The following is a 15,729-nucleotide window of genomic DNA, read 5'->3' as shown; positions in this document are numbered from 1 at the left end:
GTCGGCAAACTGATCGGTGAGAGCTTTTCGATACTGCTCAACCACATACTCAAGATCACAGTCGGTTGTCTGATCCCAATTCTGGTCGCCATCGTACCGCTCTTTTTCTTGCTGAGCGATCCGACGGCGATCGATCTGGAAAACCCGGCATGGCATTGGTCATCAGTAGCCTTAAAAACGATTGTCTCGTTGGTCGCAATGTGCGGTGTGTTCGCAGTAGTTTTGGGCTTCATGTCCAAACTCACACACGAAGCCACGCAGCGTAGAAAGGTGAATCTGAGAGTTTGCTTCAAATCCGCCCTTTTCGCTGCACCCACCATTGCAATCCTCACACTGCTGGTTGGCGTACTTCTCTTGATCGCGCAGTTTCTCGTAGCCATGCTGATGGGCCTTGCACCGGTTCTCTCAATCCTGATTTTTCTGGCAATACCCGCGCTTTATCTCTGGGTCTTCGCCACCTATTGCGTCATCCCACCGGCGGCGGTCATAGAAAAAGCAGGGTTTGGCAGTCTCAGCCGCAGCGCGGCACTCACCAAGGGCTACCGCCTGCGTGTTTTGGGGACACTCGTTCTCGCTGGTTTGTGCAGTGCCGCTGTTCAGGCGCTGCTTTCAATCGTTACCTTCTTGTTGGCGATAGCCGCTTCCTTTCTGTCAGAGACCATCGGCAGCGTTGTGTCGGTCGTATCGTCCATGATCATTTTTGGGGTTTCGATGGGTTACTTGTGCATTATCACAGCCTTAATTTACCTGCGTCTTCGCGAGATCAAGGAAGGAATCGGTCTGGAAGGGATCGAAGCGGTGTTTGAGTGAAAGCATTTCAGTAAACTTGGAATTTGTTCTCAGGCGTCCGAGGCATAAGATTAATCCGGCCGACGATTCAGCACCTATTTGACAAAGATTAAGGCTGCCGAATTTCCTTGCGTGATAACTGCGGGGGCAACTAACAAGACAAACGTCCATTTTCTGCCGGAGCAGTCTCCTGAAACTCATCGCTGAAAACCTGACCATCGATCGCGGCGGCCGCCGGGTGTTTCAGGATCTGTCCTTTTCATTGGAGCAAGGCTCGGCTCTTGTGGTGACCGGTGCCAACGGCATCGGCAAATCGTCGCTCTTGCGCACCCTCGCCGGGCTCGTTCCCCTTGCTGAGGGTACGATCCGCCTGGAGGATGGCGAGCCGGAGAAATTGCCTCAGGAGCAGGCCCACTATTTCGGCCATCAGGATGCCGTTAAGCCCGCTTTGTCCGTCCTGGAAAATCTGGATTTCTGGCAGAGTTTTGCGGCGCCGTCTGTTCATGAGAGTTTTTCCGGAAGCAGCCTACAGCCGCTTGCCGCATTGGAAACACTTGGAATTGGGCACACGGCTCTTCTGCCGGCGGCCTATTTGTCAGCGGGACAGAAACGGCGGTTGTCGCTCGCGCGGCTCCTCGTGACGCCGCGCCCGGTCTGGCTCATGGACGAGCCGACATCTGCACTCGACAAGGCGTCCGAGCAGCAGCTTCTCGGCCTGATGAACGATCACCTTGCCGCAGGTGGACTGATCGTGACGGCAACGCACACCGAGCTGGCGCTCAACACGATCAACGTCCTGCATCTTGAAGCTCCCGACCCTGCCGATCAGGTTCCCGAGGAGGCTTTGCTGTGACCGGATGGGCAATGGCTCTTTTCCGCCGGGACTTGCGTCTTTCCGTCCGCATTGGCGGCAGCGCAATTGTCGGCGTCCTGTTCTTCCTGGCAGTCGTCACCGTATTTCCCTTCGGTGTCGGCCCGGACCTCAACCTGCTTGCACGCATCGGACCGGCGATCCTTTGGATCGGCGCCTTGCTGGCGACGCTCCTCGGCCTGGACAGGCTCTTTCAGGCGGACCGGGAAGACGGCACGCTTGATCTGATGCTTATGGCCGGGCGACCGCTGGAACTGGTGGTCCTGATCAAGTGCCTGGCCCACTGGTTGTCGACCGGCCTGCCACTGGTCGTGGCGGCCCCGCTCTTTTCGGTGTTTCTCAATCTCGACCCTGTCGCAATGGCTGCCGTGACCGCAACGCTGCTGGTTGGAACGCCTGCGCTGACATTGATCGGCGCCATCGGTGCCTCGCTAACCGTCTCGCTGCGCCGTGGCGGCCTGTTGCTGGCCGTCCTGGTCGTGCCGCTGACTGTTCCCATTCTGATTTTCGGCGTGAGCTCGGCAGACGCGGCCATTCACGATCCGGTTCCGTTCATGACCCCGTTCCTGATCCTGTGTGCCCTCACACTGATTGCCGCCGTTGTCGGCCCGATCGCGTCAGCGGCCGCATTGCGGTTTGCCGCGGACTAAGGTCCGTGCCCTGAAGGACAGGACATTCGCGGTCACGCTACGGTCGCAATGAGAATTCACATTCACACCTTCCTGACTTGATCAAACGCAATGCGGTTTGAAACACTACAGTGCATTGAAGGGACAGGGAGACTGGATTAAGTAAGTACGATGGCATTTTGGGACTACGCAAATCCGACGCGGTTTTTGAAGCTGGTGCAGGTTCTCCTGCCCTGGCTGGTAGGACTTTGCGTGGCCACATTCGCCATCGGGCTTTACATGGCTTTCTTCACCGCGCCGGAAGACTATCAGCAGGGCGACACGATCCGGATCATGTATATCCATGTTCCGTCCGCCTGGCTGTGCATGATGTGCTACACCGTCATGTCGATCTCGTCGATCGGAACGCTGGTCTGGAAGCACCCGCTGGCGGATGTCTCAGCCAAGAGTGCGGCGCCGATTGGCGCGGCCTTTACCTTCATGGCACTGGTCACGGGATCGCTGTGGGGCAAGCCCATGTGGGGCACCTACTGGGAGTGGGACGCCCGGATGACCTCCGTTCTGGTCCTGCTCATCATGTATCTGGGTCTGATGGCGCTCTGGCGCACGATGGATGATCCGATCAAGGCCGGTAAGGCCGCGGCCGTGCTAACGCTGGTCGGTGCCCTGAACCTGCCCATCATCAAGTTCTCGGTGGACTGGTGGAACACGCTCCACCAGCCGGCAAGTGTCGTCAGGCTCGACGGACCGACCATTCACTCGTCGCAGCTCTGGCCGCTTCTGGTCATGGCACTGGCCTTCACGCTTCTGTTCTTCGTCCTGCACCTCATGGCAATGCGCAATGAAGTTCTGCGCCGCCGCGTCCGTGCGCTGCGCATGCGTGCAGCGAGCGTGTCCCGGCCTGCCACGGCCAGCGCCTCGGCGCAACCAGCGGAGTAACCCCATGGATCTTGGGCCCCACGCCGGCTTCATCATTGCCTCATACGGCCTGTGCCTGCTGACCGTGCTTGCGCTGATTGCCTGGGTCCGGATCGACAAGGCCAACCAGGAGCGCGCGCTGAAGGAACTTGCAGATCAGGGCATCAGCCGTGCCCGGCCGGACCAGGGAAGGAACTGATCGCATGAGCGCCTCCGACACCGGGCTTGAACCGGAGAAAACTTCCGGCGACGCATCGAAAAAGCGCGGCTTTCCGGTCCTGGTTCTGCTGCCGCTGGTCATCTTCGCAGCCCTTGCCGGGTTGTTCCTGTTTCAGCTCACGATGGGCAACGACCCGCAAAAGATCCCCTCTGCCCTGATCAACAAGCCCGCTCCGGACTTCACGCTCAGCGCAGTCAAAAACATTTCGAAGGATGGTGTTCCCGTTCCCGGATTTTCGCGCGAAGATCTGTTGGGCAAAGTCTCCGTGGTGAACGTGTTTGCATCCTGGTGCGGGCCCTGCCGACAGGAGCACCCGCTGCTGGAAGACCTGGCCAAGGTCGATGGAATTCAGCTGCTGGGCATCAACTATAAGGACAAGCCGGAAAACGCGCGCCGGTTCCTTGGCAGCCTCGGCAATCCCTACAGCCGGATCGGCGTCGATAGCGCCGGACGGACGGCCATCGAATGGGGTGTGTATGGCGTGCCGGAAACCTTTGTCGTCGATAAGGAAGGCATGATCCGTTACAAGTTCATCGGCCCGCTCGACCCGTCTTCCTACAAGGACGTCTTCCTGCCGGAGCTGAGCAAGGTCATCGCGGCCAGTCAGTAACGGCTGCTCCAGCCGAAGTCACATTCCTGCGAAAACTTGGCGATACTTTCAAATGTCACCGGCTCGTGACTCGCGATTGAAGGCCGACTTGCATATTTTACATGCAAGCAAACAAGGAAACGAGCCAAATGGTGGGTTTTTATTCCCGGAAGGCGTGGCAGGCTTTCCGGACTGGAACTGTTGTCATAGCTGTAATGTTCGGGGCGGTCGCATCCACGCATGCCGCCGGCACGCAGCCGCAAAAGGTGGTGGAACTTTTCACCAGTCAGGGCTGCTCGTCCTGTCCGCCTGCAGACCAACTGGCGGAAAGGCTGGTTGAAGAGGACAAGGATGTGCTGACAGTCCTCATGCCGGTCGACTACTGGGATTATCTCGGCTGGAAAGATACGCTGGCAAGCCCTGCCCACTCGCAGCGTCAGCGCGCCTATGCGACCAAGCGCGGCGACAGATCCGTCTACACGCCGCAAATGGTGATCAACGGCGAAGAACATGTCGTCGGAAGCAGGGAACGTGACGTCCGCGCTGCGCTCAGCCGCGCAGAACCGTTTACCGCAAATGTCGATCTGTCCATTTCCGACATGGTGGTTGAGGCCAAGGTCAACGGTGCGCTGCCGGATGGCGCCAAGATGGCCACGGTCTACTTCCTTCGCATCGAGGACGAGGCAACAGTCGACATCGGCCGGGGCGAAAATGCCGGCCGCAAGATCAAATACGTCAACATCGTTCGCAATCTGCAGCCCATCGGCGTCTGGGAAGGCGGAGCGGAAACCTTCCGCATGCCGAAATCCAAGCTGATGCTGAAAGGTGACGCCCGTTGCGCAATCCTGGTCCAGATTGAGGGCCGTGACGGCCCCGGCAAGATCATCGGCGCGGCCGTGATGGACTGGCGCGGCGGCTCGTAGCCGCGCCGTCGAACAGCGCGCAATCCTGCTGATATCGGAAAGTGCAGGATTTGCGGGCGCGGCACCTTGTAACCTGCGCAAAAACTGGTACCCCTTGCCGCGGCTTGATAAGTGCGACAGGGAAAGGCATGGACCTAAAGATCAGGATCCGGGTTGCCGTCATCAGTATCATCATCGGTCTTGTGGTGCTCGGCCTGAAAACCGGTGCCTACATGCTGACCGGTTCGGTGGCATTGCTTTCCGACGCGCTTGAGACCACCGTCAACATAGCCTCATCCATTGCCGCGCTCGCTGCAATCTGGTTCGCCTCCAAACCCGCCGACAGCAATCACCCCTATGGCCACGACAAGGCCGAGTATTTTGCAGCCGTCCTGGTTGGGGTCATGATCGTGCTGGCCGCTATTTCGATCTTCCGTGCTGCGTGGATCGGATTTTCGCAAGGCGACAGCCCGGAATACTCGGCAGTCGGTATCGGCATGAACCTGGCCGCTGCGGTTATCAACGGCGCCTGGGCACGGTATCTGATGAGCTACGGCAAAAGCGCCAGATCACCGGCCCTGGTCGCTGATGGCAAGCACCTGATGACAGACGTCTTCAGTTCAGTGGGCGTTCTCGGTGGCGTCGTGCTGGCACTGGCGACCGGCTGGCATATCCTCGATCCCATGCTGGCCGTGCTTGTCGGCCTCATGGTCCTCTGGTCGGGATGGGAGCTTGTCAAGGAATCCGTCGGTGGCTTGATGGATGAAGCAGCCTCTGCCGATGTTCTTGAAAAGATCCGCCTGCAAATTTCAGAGCAAGGCGAAGGCGCCTTGGAGGCGCACGATCTCAGAACCCGCATCGCCGGCAAGTCGACATTCATCGATTTTCACCTGGTGGTGCCCGGAACCATGTCCGTGGAAGCGGCGCACGAAATCTGCGACCGGATAGAAGTGGCGATTACCGAGGATGTTCCGGGCGCACACATCACCATCCATGTCGAACCGGAACACAAGGCCAAGCATTCCGGTATCGTCGTTCTCTAAAGACACTGGTTGATCAGCCTGCCCGGGCGATCAGGGCGAACTCTTTTTCCCCCTTGTCCCACGGAGCACCCGTGATCATGTCGACCGTTTCGCAATGGCTGAAACCTGCCTCCATCAGTTCCTGCTTGAGCTCCGAAGGATGAAAGTACTGAAGCCAGTTGAACACATCCCAGGTGCGGTCCTTCTCCACGATCAGGTACCGGTCCAGGGCCAGCCTGAGGTCGGGATAAAGAAATGTCGAAGCGAACCCGAAGTAAGGATTTGCCGACCAGAAACCGTTCATCAGGTTGAACTCGTAGGTCGCGCTCTCCTTCAGGGTTCTGAATTGCGTGTCGGAATAGGCATCGACGATCAGGACACCTTGCGGCTTTAGCGAGGCACGGATCTTTTTCAGAAGAAGCCGCCTCTTTGAAGGAGGCAAGGCGCAGATATCGCAATAGATCAGCGTCACCATGTCGTTGCCGTCCGGAAGGTCATCCGACAGATAGTCCAGGCAGAGATAGGAAAGGGTCTCCCCCTCAACAGCAGAGTTGGCATAGGCGATCGAGCCTGGAGAAAAATCTGCCCCTGTCACCACTGCCCCGCTCGCGGCCATTCTGCGCGCGTAAAGACCCGGACCACACCCGAGATCGAGAACGGTTTTCCCCTTGAGACCGACTTGCTTGTCGATCCACGTCACGATCCGGTCGATCTCCGCAGATGATCTCGATGCGGCGGGACTGGTGTCATCAAGGTGCAATTCCAGCATCTTGCCGGAAATATGGGGGTCCGTCCAAAGCGTCGCCGTGTTGAAATTAGAATAGGGATCCGGACGCATCCGGAAATTTAAAAGAGTGTTGTACATTTTCGCTCAGCGCCGGATCGCGCCACAAATACAGAAACAAAAGAAAGCGGTAAATCTGGAACCAGACGGCAAATGCCGCAGGGAACCAGTTGCATAACAAGATAGCGAAAAAAGTGTTCCACCACCACTAAGGCGATGCTGGTGCATCCTTTTTCATGAGGGTATGACTTGACCTCAGGACATTTTAACGAGGCGTCAGAGAGGGTCCGAACCCGTGAGATCTCTTTACGAGCTTGCCGGCGCACGCGCCGCTCGCTTTGAGTGTCATTTTGTTTCAAAGACAAGTCGTTAAAGGACTGTTTGACGGTTCTCGTTAGAACCTGGAGTTCGGTTTGATGGAATGGAAGAGGGCGGAACCTCATGGCTTTTGAAGCGATCCTGTTCGATTGCGATGGCGTATTGGTCGATTCTGAAAAGATCTATGTCGACGTGGAACGGGAACATCTGGCCCGGATCGGCCTTCGCTATGACATCGACGAATATATGGACAGGTTCCAGGGCCTTGGGAGCGACGATTTCTGGGCAGCGCTTGATCGGGATCATCGGGCGCTCGGCAAAGGCCCATTGCCTGAAACCTTCGGCCCGGAACTCGACGCAGCCACGATGGAACGGATCGACCGGGAGCTTTCCGAAATTGCCGGCATCAAGCAGTTGCTACAGACGCATCAGGGCGCTCGGGCGGTTGCCTCGTCCTCCCGGTTGCACCGGCTCATTCACAAGCTTCAACACACCGGCCTCTACGATTTTTTCGAACCGCATATCTATTCCGGCGAGCAGGTGGCAAACGGCAAACCGGCTCCGGATCTCTTTCTGTTTGCCGCAGAAAAGCTTGATGTCACTCCCGCCGCCACGCTTGTCATCGAAGACAGCGCGAACGGTGTGAAAGCGGGCCTTGCGGCAGGCATGACCGTCTGGGGCTTTGTCGGCGGCGGGCACAGCCACCAGGGTCATTCAGAACAGCTGCTTGAGGCTGGAGCGCACAAGATCGTCGACAGTCACACTGATCTTGCCGGGCTGTTACTGCCGAGCAACACGGCCGCCTGACGCGTCGGGTAATGACTGGCTGGACCTACGCGAGGCCCAGCCATCTTCCCTTGAACGGCACGTCTACCGCCCCAGGTCGGCTTCCGGATTGGCACCGATTTTGTGGATCGACAGATCCGCTCCGCGGTGTTCGTCTTCTTCGGAAAGGCGCAGCCCCATCGCCGATTTCAAGACACCGTAGACGACAAACCCTGCCCCGGTCGCGTAGGCGGCGCCCAGAACCGTCCCGATGATCTGGGAGATCAGCGACACACCGCCAAGGCCGCCAAACGCCTCGAGCCCGAAGATACCGGCAGCAATGCCGCCCCAGGCGCCGCAGATCCCGTGCAAGGGCCAGACACCCAGCACATCGTCGATTTTCAGCTTGTTCTGACAGATCTCAAAACCGGTCACAAAGATCGCCCCGGCAACGCCGCCGACAATAAGGCTGCCCGCCGGATGCATGACATCAGAACCCGCGCAGACGGCCACGAGACCGGCCAGTGCACCGTTGTGAACAAAGCCCGGATCGTTTTTGCCGACGATCAGAGCGACCAGGATGCCGCCGACCATCGCCATGAGCGAATTGATCGCCACGAGACCGGAGGCCGCCTCCAGAGAGCCTGCCGTCATGACGTTGAAGCCGAACCAACCGACACACAGCATCCACGAGCCCAGGGCAAGCCACGGAATGGAGGATGGTGGAATACCGATCGGGCGTCCGTTGCGATCGTAGCGCCCGCGTCTGGCTCCAAGCAGCAAGACCGCGGACAGGGCGATCCAACCACCGACCCCATGCACCACGACCGATCCGGCGAAATCATGGAAGCCGGCGCCAAACGTTGACTCCAGCCAGGCCTGAAAGCCGAAATTTCCGTTCCAGACGATGCCTTCAAACAGGGGATAGACGATCCCGACGAGCGCGACTGTCGCGAAGCATTGCGGCCAGAACTTCATTCGTTCGGCGATCCCGCCGGAGATAATTGCAGGGATTGCCGCTGCAAACGTGGTCAGGAAGAAAAACTTCACCAGCGTCAGCCCTTGGAGCTCAAAACCCCCGCCGCCGCCTGACAACGTTGCGGCATTCACGAAGAACGTTGTGCCGTAAGCAAAAGCATAACCGATGAAAAAGTAGGTAACGGTCGAGAAGGCGAAATCGACCAGGATCTTCACCAATGCGTTGACCTGGTTCTTGTGGCGGACGGTGCCGACTTCCAGAAAGGCGAAACCGCCATGCATTGCGAAGACTAGAATGGCTCCGATCAGGACGAAGAAGACGTCTCCGCCGACAGCAGATGTGCTCATGAATGACCCCCAATTAGGCAAAACGCCGTTTGATTTTGCTTTTTGGGTCAGGATGCATTCAAATTGCATGCCAAACAGGCAATAAGTCCAAAAATAGGCAATTAGCTGCCGTTTTTTCGATCAGATACCAGCGATCAACTCGAAGTGCGCATGCTTATCTTGCCTAATAAGTAATCAAATGAGCAGATTTTATGCGGCACCATGCACCTGAGGCAATCTTTGTGCGACGGGATTATTTCCGATTGACGATGCGCAAGCGGTTTTCACACTATTAACCCTGTTGATCAATCATGCAGCCACTGCGACGAAGGGGCTTAATTCCAATGTTCAAGCGCGCCTTGATCACGGCGATAATTGTCGGGTCGATTTTAACCGTCATCAATCAGGTCGACGCTGTGTTCGGACAAGCCGAGCTCGTCATCTGGCAAGCGCTTCTGTCAACGGCTGTTCCGTTCATCGTGTCCCTTGTCAGCGCCTACCTGACATTGCGACACAAGGAAAAGCCCGGCACGAACATAAAAGCAGGAGCAATCGGTCTGGACCGATCACCAGATGCCACTGAACCGGACACTCATTCAGCCCAGCTCCACCATGCCGCGCCGGTGGAAACCGAAATCGAACAGCTCAACGATGCGCAGGCCGTTGTTTCCCAGATTGGTCAAAATGCCAAGGCAGTGAATACTGCCAGCAAGGAAAGGGCAGAATTTCTGTCGGAGCTCATTTCGACCGCCGAGCAGATTCAGCAGGACCTTCGCACCGTCGGCCAGCAGGCGCAAAGCTGCACCGAGGACCTTGCAAATGCCGGCGGTAAAATCTCCGAAGCACGTGAAGGCATACAGTCGATTTCACAAACCTGTCTCGGAGCGGCGGAACTGATCGGTCACCTGAACACAGCAACGAGCAATTTGGCAAACAGGTTCAACGACATTGAGAACCTCGCCCAGGAAATCTCGTCAATTTCGTCGCAGACCAACCTTCTCGCCCTCAACGCGACCATCGAAGCGGCCCGTGCCGGTGATGCTGGCAAGGGCTTTGCCGTTGTTGCCGGTGAAGTCAAAGAGCTCGCAGGATCAACCGAACGGGCTGTTGAATCCATTGCGACCATCTTGTCGGAAATGACGCAGTCTCTCTCAGAGACCCGAAAGCTGGTTGAGACTGCGCGCGAAAAACTGCAGCTTTCGGACAGCCAAAGCACCAGCAGCCTTGAGCAGATCTCGTCCGTCGAGAGGTACTTGAGCGATCTGACGTCGCGCAACGAGGAAACGTCGCTGCAGATGACGGAACGAACGAGCGCTCTCGACGAAGTCTCTACAAATCTGCAGCGGATCCGCCAGGACACGGAAAACGCGATCAAGGGATCTGCCAGGAACATCGAACTCGCGCAGCGCGCGGCCGAGACTGTTCAGGAGGTTGCGACCCGGCTTAAGCACACAGCCTGACAAAAGCGCTAATTCGGCAAAAAAGAACCCGGGGTTTCCCCCGGGTTTCCAGTTTGCGGTCCGAGCCAATAGACCGCCTGGGAGATTTATGTCTCGTCTCCGAGCGCTCAGAGACGCTGGGAACCTGTTCCGAATTCAGGATAGGCCTCCACACCGATTTCGACCTTGTCGAGACCAAGTGCTTCTTCCTCGTCCGAAACCCGGATACCGATGGCTGCCTTGAGTGCGAACCAGACGATGCCGCTTGCGACGAACGTGAACACGCCGTAGGCAACGATGCCGGTGAGCTGGGTAACGTAGGAAGCGTCACCGTTCGACAGCGGCACGATGAGGGTGCCCCAGATACCGGCCAGCAGGTGGACAGGGATCGCACCGACAACATCGTCGATTTTCAGCTTGTCGAGCAGCGGCACAGCGAAGACGACAATCGCGCCACCGACACCACCGATGAACACTGTGGCCCACATGCTCGGAGCAAGCGGTTCGGCGGTGATGGAAACCAGACCGGCCAGTGCGCCGTTGAGGGCCATCGTGACGTCGACCTTCTTGTAGAGCACCTGGGTCAGGATGACCGCAACGATAACGCCAGAGGCGGCAGCCATGTTGGTGTTGGCGAAGATACGCGAAATGTCTGTGACGTCGCCGATCGAGCCCATTGCGAGCTGGGACGCACCGTTAAAGCCGAACCAGCCGAGCCACAGGATGAAAGTGCCGAGCGTTGCGAGCGGCATGGAAGAGCCCGGGAGCGGGTGCACCGTGCCGTCAGCGCCATATTTGCCTTTACGGGCACCGAGGACGATGGCACCGGCAAGAGCGGCCCAGCCACCGACCGAGTGAACGATCGTGGAACCGGCAAAGTCGGAGAAGCCCATTTCAGAGAGCCAGCCGCCACCCCACTGCCAGGAACCGGAAATCGGGTAAAGGATACCGGTGAGAACCGCGGTGAAGATCAGGAAGGGCCACAATTTGACACGCTCTGCAACCGTTCCGGAAACAATCGAGGCCGTTGCGGCAACGAACACCATCTGGAAGAACCAGTCGGACGCCGTGGAGTAACCTGTGTCGAGCGCATCGCCGCCCACCGGATCAAATGAATACGGACCGAAGGAACCGATGAAGCCACCGTCGACGCCCGAATACATCAGGTTGTAACCGGTGATCCAGAACATCAGGCCCGCGATGGAATAGAGCGAGATGTTCTTCAGGCACTGCATGGAGACGTTCTTGGACCGGACAAGGCCCGCTTCCAGCATCGCAAAGCCGGCAGCCATCCACATGACCAGGAAGCCACCGATCAGGAACAGCAGCGTGTTGAAGATATATGCAACTTCCGGAGAAACAGCCGGTGCTGCCTCAGCGTCCTGAGCGAGCGCCGGAAGAGCCGAAAGGCTCAACACGGCAAGTGCAGCCGCGCTCTTAGCGACAAATTTTCTCATGATACGTTTCCTTACCTAAATCACAGAGCTTCGGCGTCTGTCTCGCCAGTGCGGATGCGCACAGCCTGATCGATCGAGTGAACGAAAATTTTTCCATCCCCGATTTGACCCGTTTTGGCGGCGCCGGTGATGATGTCGATAACCTTCTCGACTGCGGATGAGTCGACGGCGACTTCGATTTTCAGCTTCGGCAGGAAGCTCACCGCGTATTCCGTACCGCGGTAGATTTCGGTGTGCCCCTTTTGGCGGCCATAGCCTTTGACTTCGGTTACCGTCAGGCCCTGGATGCCGATGCCGGTGAGGGCATCACGCACTTCGTCGAGCTTGAACGGCTTGATGATGGCCATCACTATTTTCATTGCTCGTACCATTCCCCTTTGTTTCGCTTCTTCCCATCGAAGAAGCCTTGCCGTCCGCCCCGGCAACCCGCCCGTTATTGTCCCCTCTGGAAGAGTTTTCTCAGGTCGCGGCTGCGCCATGGATTGGAGATCCGGGTCGGCGTCGCCACTTCATAATCAAGGACCGTGCCAATTGAATCGTCGAGTAAACAAAGTGTAAATATTTCAGCGTGTTAGACTGAACGCCGGGGAACCAGGCACGGAATCGGCGTGAGGAATGGTGAAATTTGAGGCGACTTAATTGCCCTCTTTTTAATCACATATATTCAATGCGTCCAAAAAATAGGCAGGGCCATTCGAGACTAATCAAAAAAAGGGCAGCTCACAGAGGGCTGCTCAAAATCTTAGACAAATTCGGTGCAAATCGACTGGATTTTCCGATGATTTCTACCCTTGGCGTGTCCGGTAAGATCTGGACCCTAGGCGGAAAACCCGCCCTCTTGCAAAAAGGCGATCTCTTCCGGTGTCGAGATCCGGCCAAGCACCTTGTTTCGATGCGGAAATCGTCCGAACCGGCGGATGACGTCCATGTGGATCAATGCGTAGTGATAAACCTCCTTGTTCCCACGCATTCTGCACAGGTCCACCGCTCTTTCCTGGTGCGCCATGTCTTCCGAATGCTCAAACGGCAGGTAGAAGAACACCCTGACATCGTGAGGGAAGGCTCGGTCAAATCCGCGCGCAACAGCCAGTTCGGCCACCGACACCGCCTTCGCGTCGGCGGCAAAAGCCTCGGCCTCGCCGCGATAGATATTGCGTGACATCTGATCGAGAAGCAGCAGCAGCGCGAGCGTTCCGTCCGCCGTTTCGCACCAGTGATCCAGGTGTCCGGATTTTGCAGATTCCAGCGCTTCTTGAAACTTTTTGCGGCAGTTGCCGTCGAACGTGTCGTTCTTTGCAAACCATTTCGAAGGCCCCGCCTGCCACCAGAAATCAAGGACATCAAGCGGTGTAAGGGATGCATCAGTCATTTCGGAAATCCTGTCGGGACAAAAGAGCGCTGACTATTCCCACCATGCGCAGACAAGGTCGGCAAGTCCTTTACCGGAAAGAGGCCGCTCGTTGACTTACTGAAGTTCCGTTCGCTGATTGCCGCAGGCAAGCTCCTGCCATTTGGCGCGATGGTGCTTGGTCAGATCATCGAGATAACCCGTTTCCTTCAGACTGGCCATCTCCTCGCGAAAGACTTCGGCGAGTTCAGGGTCGGTCTCCTTGCTGAAAACAGCCCAAAGCGGCTTGGCAAGATCATCAATGAAGACGACCGGTTTAAGCTGACTTCCGTCGAACCCCTGCTTGCAGGAAGAGGCTTGCGCCAGGAACCCTGTCAGCGGCAATACGTCGATCCTGTCCAGATAAAGCATCCTGATGCCCTGACGATAATCTGTAATCGGTACGAGGTTGCCCGTGGCTTCAAAGCCGAGTTTCTTAAGGTAGGCATGTGTACTGCCACCATCCTGCACACCGATCTTCAGTTCAAGATCCAGAAGATCCTCCACCGACTCGACAACGATTTCCGGTTTTGTCCTGCGCTGGAAAAGATACTGGCCATAGGGGGAGACTTCACCGAGCCAGTGAAACCTGTCTTCGCGCTCGGGCATGCGAGACACGGAAAAAAGCATCACGTCCGGCTCCGTACTGGCGGTCAGCATCGCCCGCTTCCACGGCATGAACTCAAACGAACCGACTTTAACGGGGAAACGATCACCAACCCGGTCGAAGACCGCCATCATGTAGTCGGCAACATACCCGTCCGGTGTGCCATTATTTTCCCATTGGAGCGGCGCGAAACTCTGAGTGACGATCTTGATTTCCTTGGGCGCACTCGCTGCCGGCACCGCTGAAAACAGCAGGATCAAAAGTCCGACCCAAAAGCCATTCCAATGGTCTGCTTTCATGTGCCCCCCAAGGTTCGGACCCATAAATGAAGCCGATTTGGTTTGAAGCGTTTCGGCTTGGTCAACTGTGGAACCTGCGAACGCTTCGGAAAAAACAGGGACACCTTAATTGGTGAACCATTAATGGCATTTGAATTTTTGGCGCTTGCTGCGTATTTGAAATAACTTGGCGCAAAGAAATGCAGCACACAGTTAACGGATAGGCAGCGGTGAGCGAAACCACACTTGATCTGAAGGGATTGAAATGTCCCCTGCCGGCCCTGAAGACCCGCAAGGCGATGACGCGGCTCGAACATGGTGAAAAACTTGTCGTTCTCACCACCGACCCAATGGCCGAAATCGATATCCCCCACTTCTGCCAGGAAGCCGGACATACGCTGATTTCACGGGAAAGGACCGATTTCGGTCATCGTTTTTTGTTGTCGAAGGGGACCTGACGGTCGGACACGTCAGATTTGTCAGGTTCCTGAGACGATGCCGTCTATTTCCTTTGCAAGGCTGAGATCCAGTTCGCTCAGGCCACCGACATCGTGCGTTGCGAGCGTGATGTCGACGGTTCGGTAGACGTTAGACCACTCCGGATGGTGGTTCATCTTTTCGGCAATCAGCGCAACCTGCGTCATAAACCCGAACGCTTCCCGGAAGTCCCGGAATTTGAAGGACTTGAAAATTGCCTCGCGCCCCTCGCACAGATGCCAGTCCGGCAGCGCATTGAGACCCGCGGCACGGTCTTCGGGCTTCAGTCGCTCAACCATCTGATCCTCCATCGATTCACAGCCCGAAATAACGGGCACCTTTCAATAACCTAGGTCATCCTCAACACGATGACAGGGCCAAGATACCGTCTTCGCCATTGCTTTGCGCAATGAAGTTCGCAATCTTCGATACGTACGTGATTTGGAGGTCCGTTTGACCCGAGCAGTCCTGTTTGTTTGCCTTGGCAACATATGCCGTTCGCCACTCGCAGAGGGCATTTTTCGAGCCCTGGTCGCGGAAGCAGGCCGTTTGCCAGATTTCAGGATCGATTCCGCCGGAACCGGTCCCTGGCACATCGGCAACCCGCCGGATCCGCGTTCCATCGCCATTGCGGCCAAACACGGTATCGACATTTCAGATCAGAAAGCGCGGCAGGTCGACAAAACGGATTTCGAAAACTTCGATGTCATTGTTGCGATGGACGACAAAAACCTGACGACGCTGTCAGCGCTGGACCCCGGCTCAAGCGCCGGCCTCCGCCTTCTCCTGAATTCTCCCCCGGCAAATGTGCCCGACCCTTACTTCGGTGGTCCGGAGGGATTTGAAGAGGTTTACCAGCTCATTCGTGCCGGTTGCGAAAATCTTCTCAAGCCCATGCTTTAGAGAACGAACCCGTCAATGAAGTCGACCTTTTGTTAACGATTTCCCGCAGTTATCTGTTCGGCTTCATAA

19 protein-coding genes are annotated in these 15,729 nt (G+C 56.9%); 12 read left to right on the top strand and 7 right to left on the bottom strand.

Translation table 11 applies throughout. The features are described from left to right. The first annotated feature begins 108 nt into the window (after positions 1 to 108). The 8 genes from RBB47_RS21420 to RBB47_RS21385 all read left to right on the top strand — a co-directional run bounded on the left by RBB47_RS21420 (position 109) and on the right by RBB47_RS21385 (position 5,961). A complete protein-coding gene (locus RBB47_RS21420) occupies positions 109 to 810 on the top strand; it encodes a hypothetical protein (protein ID WP_305987921.1) in 702 nt (233 codons plus the stop codon). A 169-nt stretch (positions 811 to 979) separates the two neighbouring features. Further along, a complete protein-coding gene (gene ccmA, locus RBB47_RS21415) occupies positions 980 to 1,642 on the top strand; it encodes a heme ABC exporter ATP-binding protein CcmA (RefSeq protein WP_305987963.1) in 663 nt (220 codons plus the stop codon). Between the two features lie 11 nt (positions 1,643 to 1,653). Further along, positions 1,654 to 2,310, top strand: a complete 657-nt coding sequence (ccmB, locus tag RBB47_RS21410; RefSeq protein ID WP_305987962.1) for a heme exporter protein CcmB — start codon at positions 1,654 to 1,656, stop codon at positions 2,308 to 2,310. Positions 2,311 to 2,460: 150 nt separating this feature from the next. Further along, on the top strand, positions 2,461 to 3,228 hold the full coding sequence (locus RBB47_RS21405; RefSeq protein WP_305987920.1) for a heme ABC transporter permease: 768 nt from the start codon (positions 2,461 to 2,463) through the stop codon (positions 3,226 to 3,228). A 4-nt stretch (positions 3,229 to 3,232) separates the two neighbouring features. Further along, positions 3,233 to 3,406 (top strand): heme exporter protein CcmD, encoded by a 174-nt coding sequence (gene ccmD / locus RBB47_RS21400; protein ID WP_305987919.1) that lies wholly within the window; start codon positions 3,233 to 3,235, stop codon positions 3,404 to 3,406. A 4-nt stretch (positions 3,407 to 3,410) separates the two neighbouring features. Then, positions 3,411 to 4,037, top strand: coding sequence for a DsbE family thiol:disulfide interchange protein (locus RBB47_RS21395; protein ID WP_305987918.1), 627 nt, complete (start codon positions 3,411 to 3,413; stop codon positions 4,035 to 4,037). A gap of 128 nt (positions 4,038 to 4,165) precedes the next feature. After that, positions 4,166 to 4,939, top strand: a complete 774-nt coding sequence (locus tag RBB47_RS21390; RefSeq protein ID WP_305987917.1) for a thioredoxin family protein — start codon at positions 4,166 to 4,168, stop codon at positions 4,937 to 4,939. 128 nt (positions 4,940 to 5,067) lie between these two features. After that, positions 5,068 to 5,961 carry a cation diffusion facilitator family transporter gene (locus RBB47_RS21385; protein WP_305987916.1) on the top strand — a complete coding sequence of 298 codons (894 nt, stop codon included), beginning with the start codon at positions 5,068 to 5,070 and terminating at the stop codon, positions 5,959 to 5,961. A gap of 13 nt (positions 5,962 to 5,974) precedes the next feature. On the opposite strand, the gene RBB47_RS21380 is transcribed toward RBB47_RS21385, so the two are convergent. After that, positions 5,975 to 6,805 carry a bifunctional 2-polyprenyl-6-hydroxyphenol methylase/3-demethylubiquinol 3-O-methyltransferase UbiG gene (locus RBB47_RS21380; RefSeq protein WP_305987915.1) on the bottom strand — a complete coding sequence of 277 codons (831 nt, stop codon included), beginning with the start codon at positions 6,803 to 6,805 and terminating at the stop codon, positions 5,975 to 5,977. A gap of 360 nt (positions 6,806 to 7,165) precedes the next feature. Between RBB47_RS21380 and RBB47_RS21375 the strand changes: the two genes are divergently transcribed. Further along, complete coding sequence (locus RBB47_RS21375; protein WP_305987914.1) at positions 7,166 to 7,849, top strand: HAD family phosphatase; 684 nt, start codon at positions 7,166 to 7,168, stop codon at positions 7,847 to 7,849. A gap of 63 nt (positions 7,850 to 7,912) precedes the next feature. On the opposite strand, the gene RBB47_RS21370 is transcribed toward RBB47_RS21375, so the two are convergent. After that, positions 7,913 to 9,133 carry an ammonium transporter gene (locus tag RBB47_RS21370; protein WP_305987913.1) on the bottom strand — a complete coding sequence of 407 codons (1,221 nt, stop codon included), beginning with the start codon at positions 9,131 to 9,133 and terminating at the stop codon, positions 7,913 to 7,915. Positions 9,134 to 9,456: 323 nt separating this feature from the next. On the opposite strand from RBB47_RS21370, the gene RBB47_RS21365 reads away from it, so the two are divergent. Beyond that, positions 9,457 to 10,572 carry a methyl-accepting chemotaxis protein gene (locus RBB47_RS21365; RefSeq protein WP_305987912.1) on the top strand — a complete coding sequence of 372 codons (1,116 nt, stop codon included), beginning with the start codon at positions 9,457 to 9,459 and terminating at the stop codon, positions 10,570 to 10,572. 107 nt (positions 10,573 to 10,679) lie between these two features. On the opposite strand, the gene RBB47_RS21360 is transcribed toward RBB47_RS21365, so the two are convergent. The 4 genes from RBB47_RS21360 to RBB47_RS21345 form a co-directional block, all read right to left on the bottom strand. Next, entirely contained in the window at positions 10,680 to 12,008 is a 1,329-nt protein-coding gene (locus RBB47_RS21360) for an ammonium transporter (protein ID WP_305987911.1), read from the bottom strand. 20 nt (positions 12,009 to 12,028) lie between these two features. Beyond that, complete coding sequence (locus tag RBB47_RS21355; protein ID WP_305987910.1) at positions 12,029 to 12,367, bottom strand: P-II family nitrogen regulator; 339 nt, start codon at positions 12,365 to 12,367, stop codon at positions 12,029 to 12,031. A 458-nt stretch (positions 12,368 to 12,825) separates the two neighbouring features. Further along, positions 12,826 to 13,377, bottom strand: coding sequence for a DUF924 family protein (locus RBB47_RS21350; protein WP_305987909.1), 552 nt, complete (start codon positions 13,375 to 13,377; stop codon positions 12,826 to 12,828). A 96-nt stretch (positions 13,378 to 13,473) separates the two neighbouring features. Further along, positions 13,474 to 14,301: an ABC transporter substrate-binding protein gene (locus RBB47_RS21345; protein ID WP_305987908.1), complete on the bottom strand. Its 828-nt coding sequence runs from the start codon at positions 14,299 to 14,301 to the stop codon at positions 13,474 to 13,476. Between the two features lie 209 nt (positions 14,302 to 14,510). On the opposite strand from RBB47_RS21345, the gene RBB47_RS21340 reads away from it, so the two are divergent. Beyond that, on the top strand, positions 14,511 to 14,738 hold the full coding sequence (locus RBB47_RS21340; protein ID WP_305987907.1) for a sulfurtransferase TusA family protein: 228 nt from the start codon (positions 14,511 to 14,513) through the stop codon (positions 14,736 to 14,738). 21 nt (positions 14,739 to 14,759) lie between these two features. Here the strand turns inward: RBB47_RS21340 and RBB47_RS21335 are convergent, their stop codons facing one another. Further along, positions 14,760 to 15,056 carry a 4a-hydroxytetrahydrobiopterin dehydratase gene (locus tag RBB47_RS21335; protein ID WP_305987906.1) on the bottom strand — a complete coding sequence of 99 codons (297 nt, stop codon included), beginning with the start codon at positions 15,054 to 15,056 and terminating at the stop codon, positions 14,760 to 14,762. 154 nt (positions 15,057 to 15,210) lie between these two features. On the opposite strand from RBB47_RS21335, the gene RBB47_RS21330 reads away from it, so the two are divergent. Then, the gene (locus RBB47_RS21330; protein ID WP_305987905.1) at positions 15,211 to 15,660 is read left to right on the top strand and encodes a low molecular weight protein-tyrosine-phosphatase; all 450 of its coding nucleotides are present in this window, start codon (positions 15,211 to 15,213) and stop codon (positions 15,658 to 15,660) included. Positions 15,661 to 15,729: the final 69 nt, after the last annotated feature.

The organism is Roseibium sp. MMSF_3544 (genome assembly GCF_030732845.1).
GTDB lineage: Bacteria > Pseudomonadota > Alphaproteobacteria > Rhizobiales > Stappiaceae > Roseibium.
This window is presented reverse-complemented; position numbering and strand designations above follow the sequence as displayed.

Coding starts and splice junctions, on each gene's coding strand:
- RBB47_RS21345 (WP_305987908.1), bottom strand. CDS start 14,301: ATGAAAGCAGACCATTGGAATGGCTTTTGGGTCGGACTTTTGATCCTG.
- RBB47_RS21385 (WP_305987916.1), top strand. CDS start 5,068: ATGGACCTAAAGATCAGGATCCGGGTTGCCGTCATCAGTATCATCATC.
- RBB47_RS21350 (WP_305987909.1), bottom strand. CDS start 13,377: ATGACTGATGCATCCCTTACACCGCTTGATGTCCTTGATTTCTGGTGG.
- RBB47_RS21390 (WP_305987917.1), top strand. CDS start 4,166: ATGGTGGGTTTTTATTCCCGGAAGGCGTGGCAGGCTTTCCGGACTGGA.
- RBB47_RS21370 (WP_305987913.1), bottom strand. CDS start 9,133: ATGAGCACATCTGCTGTCGGCGGAGACGTCTTCTTCGTCCTGATCGGA.
- RBB47_RS21360 (WP_305987911.1), bottom strand. CDS start 12,008: ATGAGAAAATTTGTCGCTAAGAGCGCGGCTGCACTTGCCGTGTTGAGC.
- ccmD (WP_305987919.1), top strand. CDS start 3,233: ATGGATCTTGGGCCCCACGCCGGCTTCATCATTGCCTCATACGGCCTG.
- RBB47_RS21335 (WP_305987906.1), bottom strand. CDS start 15,056: ATGGTTGAGCGACTGAAGCCCGAAGACCGTGCCGCGGGTCTCAATGCG.
- RBB47_RS21395 (WP_305987918.1), top strand. CDS start 3,411: ATGAGCGCCTCCGACACCGGGCTTGAACCGGAGAAAACTTCCGGCGAC.
- RBB47_RS21355 (WP_305987910.1), bottom strand. CDS start 12,367: ATGAAAATAGTGATGGCCATCATCAAGCCGTTCAAGCTCGACGAAGTG.
- ccmB (WP_305987962.1), top strand. CDS start 1,654: ATGGCTCTTTTCCGCCGGGACTTGCGTCTTTCCGTCCGCATTGGCGGC.
- RBB47_RS21375 (WP_305987914.1), top strand. CDS start 7,166: ATGGCTTTTGAAGCGATCCTGTTCGATTGCGATGGCGTATTGGTCGAT.
- RBB47_RS21365 (WP_305987912.1), top strand. CDS start 9,457: ATGTTCAAGCGCGCCTTGATCACGGCGATAATTGTCGGGTCGATTTTA.
- RBB47_RS21380 (WP_305987915.1), bottom strand. CDS start 6,805: ATGTACAACACTCTTTTAAATTTCCGGATGCGTCCGGATCCCTATTCT.
- RBB47_RS21405 (WP_305987920.1), top strand. CDS start 2,461: ATGGCATTTTGGGACTACGCAAATCCGACGCGGTTTTTGAAGCTGGTG.